This window comes from Desulfolutivibrio sp., assembly GCF_036584575.1.
Taxonomy (GTDB): domain Bacteria; phylum Desulfobacterota; class Desulfovibrionia; order Desulfovibrionales; family Desulfovibrionaceae; genus Desulfolutivibrio.
On sequence record NZ_JAZHDB010000089.1, the window covers coordinates 1 to 4758 of the forward strand.

Here is a 4758-nt window from a genome sequence, read left to right on the forward strand (position 1 = left end):
CTCTCTCCCGAGCGCGGACGCGAAGCGCGACAAAGTTTTTTGAGAGGGGTCCAGGGGAGAAACTTTTTTGCAAAAAAGTTTCTCCCCTGGCCGCCGGAGGCCTCCCCTCCCTACACCGCCGCGCGTTCGCGCAGCATTTCTGGCGAGGCCACGGTGGCGCCGATCATGCGGGTATTGGCTTCGCCCGGGGCCACCATGGGATAGACCTTGGCGGCCGCATCCACGGGAACCCGCACCAGGCAGGGGCCTTTGGCGCCCATGGCCCGGGCCAGCATCTCGGACGGGTCGCCGCCTTTCTCCAGGTCGAACACCCGCCAGCCGAACCCCCGGGCCACGGCCGGGAAGTCCACCCGGGCGCGGTAGTCCGTGGCGAAGCGCCGTCCGCCCATGAAGAGGTCTTGTTGTTGGCGCACAAGCCCCAGGCCGCCGTTGTCGAAAAGCACCACGGTCATGTCGGCCTTGATCTCCGCCGCCGTGGCCATCTCCTGGATGTTCATGAGCATGCCGCCGTCGCCGCAGAAAAGCACCACCGGGGCCTGGGGTTCGGCCAGGGTCGCGCCGATGGCCGCCGGAAGTCCGAAGCCCATGGTCCCCAGGCCTCCGGAGGTCAGCCAGCGGCCGGGCGTGGTGAACGGATAGTGGCGCGCGGTCCACATCTGGTTCTGGCCCACGTCCGTGACCACGATGGCCGTCTCCCCGGCCAGGGCCGCCGCCGTGCGGATGATGGCCCGAGGCGAACCCGGGGTGGGTTCGGGCGCGGCGTGCTGCCGTTTGAGGGCGGCGATGCGGGCGATCCAGGCGGTGCGGGTCTTTTTCTCGATGAACGGCTCCAGGTCGGCCAGGGCGCTGGCTGCGTCGGCGATGAGGCCCACATGGGCGGTCTTGATCTTGTGGATCTGGCCGGGGTCGATGTCGATATGCACCACCGAGGCCTCGGGGCAGAAGGCCGCCACCTTGCCCGTGGCCCGGTCGTCGAAGCGGGCCCCCACGGCGATCAGCGCGTCGCATTCGTGCAGGGCCAGGTTGGCCCAGGGCGAGGCGTGCATGCCGAGCATACCCAGGCTTAAGGGATGGCGGGAGGGGATCACGCCAAGGCCCATGAGGCTTTGCACGGCCGGGATGGCGGCCTTTTCCATGATGCGCCGGGCCAGGGCCGCCGCCCCGGAGCGGGCCGCGCCGCCGCCCAGGTACAGGATGGGCCGTTTGGCCTGGTTGATGATCCGGGCGGCCTTTTCGATACCCTCGGGGCAGGCCTCCGGGGCCTCGTCCGGGCGGCCCGGTTCGGGCCAGCGGGCGAAAGTGGCCGTCTCGGTCTGCACGTCCCTGGGAATGTCCACCACCACCGGGCCGGGGCGGCCGGAAGCGGCCAGGGTGAAGGCCTCGGGGATGATCGTCAGCAGCTCGGCCGCGCTTTGCACCCGGTAGGCCTTCTTGCACACCGGGGCGCACACCCCGGCCATGTCCACCTCCTGGAAGGCGTCGGTGCCGATCATGGCCCGGGGCACCTGCCCGGTGAGGCACACCAGGGGGATGGAGTCCATGTACGCATCGGCGATGGCCGTGACCAGATTCGTTGCCCCGGGGCCCGAGGTGGCCAGGCAGACGGCGGGCTTGCCGCTGACCCGGGCCATGCCCTGGGCCATGAACGCCGCGCCCTGTTCGTGGCGGGTGAGGATGTGGCGGATGGATGAGGCGGCCAACGCGTCGTACAGCGGCAGATTGGCCCCGCCGGGGATGCCCGGGACGATGGTCACGCCCTGGCGTTCGATGAGTCTGGCGATGATGTCGGCGCCGGATTTCGTGGGCATGGTCTGCTCCTTTGTGGGAGCCCCGCGCGCGCCGCCTTTGGGAGATGGGATGGAAAACGAAATGAAAATCCCCCGTCAGCGGTCGCGCCGACGGGGGATGAAGTGACGAATGAAAAAATATCCCGCTACGACGCGACGTGCATAACCATGCGTACGACGACGCCGGATAGGACCAGGGCGGCGCGGGCGGGGGCAGCGGTGCGGGTGGCGGAACGGTTCATCTGGGCCTCAATACTGGTTGAAAGTGCTTGGTTTTTGCCTAGCCCGGGCCGGCTGGCGGCGTCAAGGGGAATTTGTTGGGGGGGGGGTGAGCGGCCTGTGGTTGAACTGGAAAGGGGTGATGCGGTGGAATGGTCATACTTGAAAGAGTCTATTTGTTAGTCTGGCATGTTGACTTGCCAGAATAGACGTATTACCACATAAAAATTATTTATTTATACATAGATAGAGCTGGTGCTCGGCTAGTCAACATGTGCTAGTCCTGTTGTTTGGATCGTTTTGAGGCTTAGCGATGGTAAATTCAATACAGGAATTGTTTTGAAAATAAAGTAAAATATTTTATATGAATGTCAGGCTCCTTTGATTCCTAATAATAATGAGTAAACCCCCGTCTCTGCCGAAGGACTCCTAAAGTTTGACAGTTCCGGCAATAATCGAAAACCTCCGCCGCTTGAATCGCTCAAAGCTCAAGTTGACGGAGGCTTCCGGTGAACGAGTACGAAAGCCTAAACCACTCCGTATGGGACTGCAAGTACCATGTGGTTTGGATGCCCAAGTATCGGAAAAAGGCTTTGTATGGCCAATTACGGGCACAGATGGGGGACAACTTCCGAGAGCTGGCCCGCCAAAAAGAGAGCAGGGTGGAGGAAGGACACCGCATGCCCGACCTTTCCACATGCTCATATCCATCCCCCCGAAGTACGCTGTTGCATCGGTCGTCGGATTTATCAAGGGAAAGAGTGCGATACACATTGCCCGAAGTTTTATGGGCCGGAGAAAGAACTTCGTAGGCCAAAACTTTTGGGCACGCGGATATTTCGTCTCAACTGTCGGTCTGGATGAGGCGCATGTCCGCGAATATATCAAGAAACAAGAACAGGCTGACCGACTGCTGGATCAGCTTCAATTGGTTGATGAATAGCCGCCTTTAGGCGGTTCCTGTCGTTTAAACCGATTTAGGCGGTTCATTGCTCTTCAAGCCCACGGCTTTACCGGGAGTAGGTGACGCCTAAGTATCCATCCCAACACCATTAGCCACAACCAACAAAAGTGAGCATGCCAATAACTGAAAATATGGAGAAACAGTAGATGAGCAATTTGACATATGAAGTAGTAATGATTAGGCGCGGAAAAGAAATAGATTATTATAATTATTGGAGACACAATAATAACCAGACACCAATGGGCGAGGAGTTACACACTGATCTTCTAAGTTTTACGATCCAAGTTGAAGCACCAAACAAAAGTATGGCCGAAGAAATAGCACATAAAAAATATCCAGACCATACAATTGATCGTGAGGCGACTAATAAAATAGGCTAACATCACGGCAAATTGCAAACAAATACGAACAAGGTTGTGTGAGATGTTTTCTATAGGGCATTATTTTGAGAGAATGGGTGAAATAGCTTGTTGGCTAAAATCGCTTGGTATAAACTATGATGTCTTAAGGTTTTCACGCTACAAGCAATATGCCAACAATTTTTTTAAACGTGGGACTCCAATTGACAGCGTGAGCCAAGAAGAATTTATTCTGATGACCCGCGCTATTTACGAGGCCTACTATATCAATGTTATAATGGAATCTTTTAAACATGAAACTGATGCTTACTTTGTTCAAAGACTTGGCACTGCAACAAAAGGGAGAGATTTTTTGGATGCAAACGAACATTGCAAATCGAGAGACTACCTCTTTGAACTGGTAGTCGCCAGCAATTTTGCAAAACAAGGATACAAAATTGATTTTAAACAGAAAACCGATGTTGTCGCAACACGAGAAGATGATGTAGTTTACATTGAATGCAAAAGGCTTTCTTCCGCCGATAGTTTGAAGAAAAATTTTAATAAGGCGGGGAAGCAGTTACAGAAACTTTCAAACAAAATAGAAAATAAACCTTACGGGTTGATAGTTATTGACATATGCTCAGCAATAGATGGAAATGCATTTCATCAAGAATTTCCTTGTAAGGAACAGGGAAGCCAGTTTGTTGAAAAAACTCTGGATGCGTTTTGTAAACAGAACGAGTCGACCATAAATTCATTAAATAAAAAATATTTAGATTGCTCTTTTGCCGTGTATTTATCGTTTACGGGCCTTTTTTGTGTGCAAGATCCGAAGATATATATTGTAAAAAAAGACCGTATTATAGCTTGCAAAGACTTACCCGACAAAGACTATAGACGACTTGGACGAATAGTTTATAATAAGAGGAATAACTTGTTCTGCTAGGCTGTACCAGTGATCGTATGTACGGTGATAGTATTCACCTGACACTGCCGCTCCCGGCGGGGCAGCGATCACTCCGCCCCATTCTCAATCACCTCGGCGGCCCAGGCGTTGAGGCCCTTCCCCCTGGCCGCAGCCGTCATGGCCGCCTTGGCGTGGACTTCCGGCCGGACGCGGATCAGCGCTTTCCGGAAGAGGGCGTGTTCGGGGCCACCCCCGGCCGACACCAGGCGCGCCGCTACTCCCCCTCGACAATCCCCGGCAGAAACGCCACCTGCGGCTCGTCGCGGGGGACCGTGCGCCGGTAGCGGTACTTGGAGTTGCCGATGAGAAGCGCCGCCGGGACCACGCGGCCCTCGGGGATGCCCAGGAACCGCGCCAGTTCCGGCCTATGCTCCAGGGCGAACATGAGGTAGCCCGCAAAGCAGCTTCCCACGCCGTGGGCATGGGCCACGATCTCGAACCAGGTGGTGGCGATGATGGCGTCGGTCACTGGCGTCACGC

At 56.3% G+C, this 4758-nt stretch carries 5 protein-coding genes and 1 pseudogene; 3 read left to right on the forward strand and 3 right to left on the reverse strand.

All coding sequences use genetic code 11. The features are described 5' to 3' along the window. Positions 1–110 precede the first annotated feature (110 nt). Entirely contained in the window at positions 111–1808 is a 1698-nt protein-coding gene (ilvB, locus tag V3572_RS06900; RefSeq protein ID WP_332110249.1) for a biosynthetic-type acetolactate synthase large subunit, read from the reverse strand. Positions 1809–2515: 707 nt separating this feature from the next. Here ilvB and tnpA point away from each other — a divergent pair. From tnpA to V3572_RS06915, 3 genes and pseudogenes are all read left to right on the forward strand, one after another. Further along, positions 2516–2949 (forward strand): annotated as a pseudogene (tnpA, locus tag V3572_RS06905) (IS200/IS605 family transposase). A gap of 167 nt (positions 2950–3116) precedes the next feature. Continuing rightward, the gene (locus V3572_RS06910) at positions 3117–3350 is read left to right on the forward strand and encodes a hypothetical protein (RefSeq protein ID WP_332110250.1); all 234 of its coding nucleotides are present in this window, start codon (positions 3117–3119) and stop codon (positions 3348–3350) included. Positions 3351–3393: 43 nt separating this feature from the next. Further along, positions 3394–4257, forward strand: coding sequence for a hypothetical protein (locus tag V3572_RS06915; protein WP_332110251.1), 864 nt, complete (start codon positions 3394–3396; stop codon positions 4255–4257). Positions 4258–4325: 68 nt separating this feature from the next. Here the strand turns inward: V3572_RS06915 and V3572_RS06920 are convergent, their stop codons facing one another. Continuing rightward, positions 4326–4481: a toxin-antitoxin system HicB family antitoxin gene (locus tag V3572_RS06920; RefSeq protein WP_332110252.1), complete on the reverse strand. Its 156-nt coding sequence runs from the start codon at positions 4479–4481 to the stop codon at positions 4326–4328. Positions 4482–4492: 11 nt separating this feature from the next. Then, a partial coding sequence (locus V3572_RS06925; RefSeq protein ID WP_332110253.1) for a nitroreductase family protein occupies positions 4493–4758 on the reverse strand: 266 nt, incomplete at its 5' end.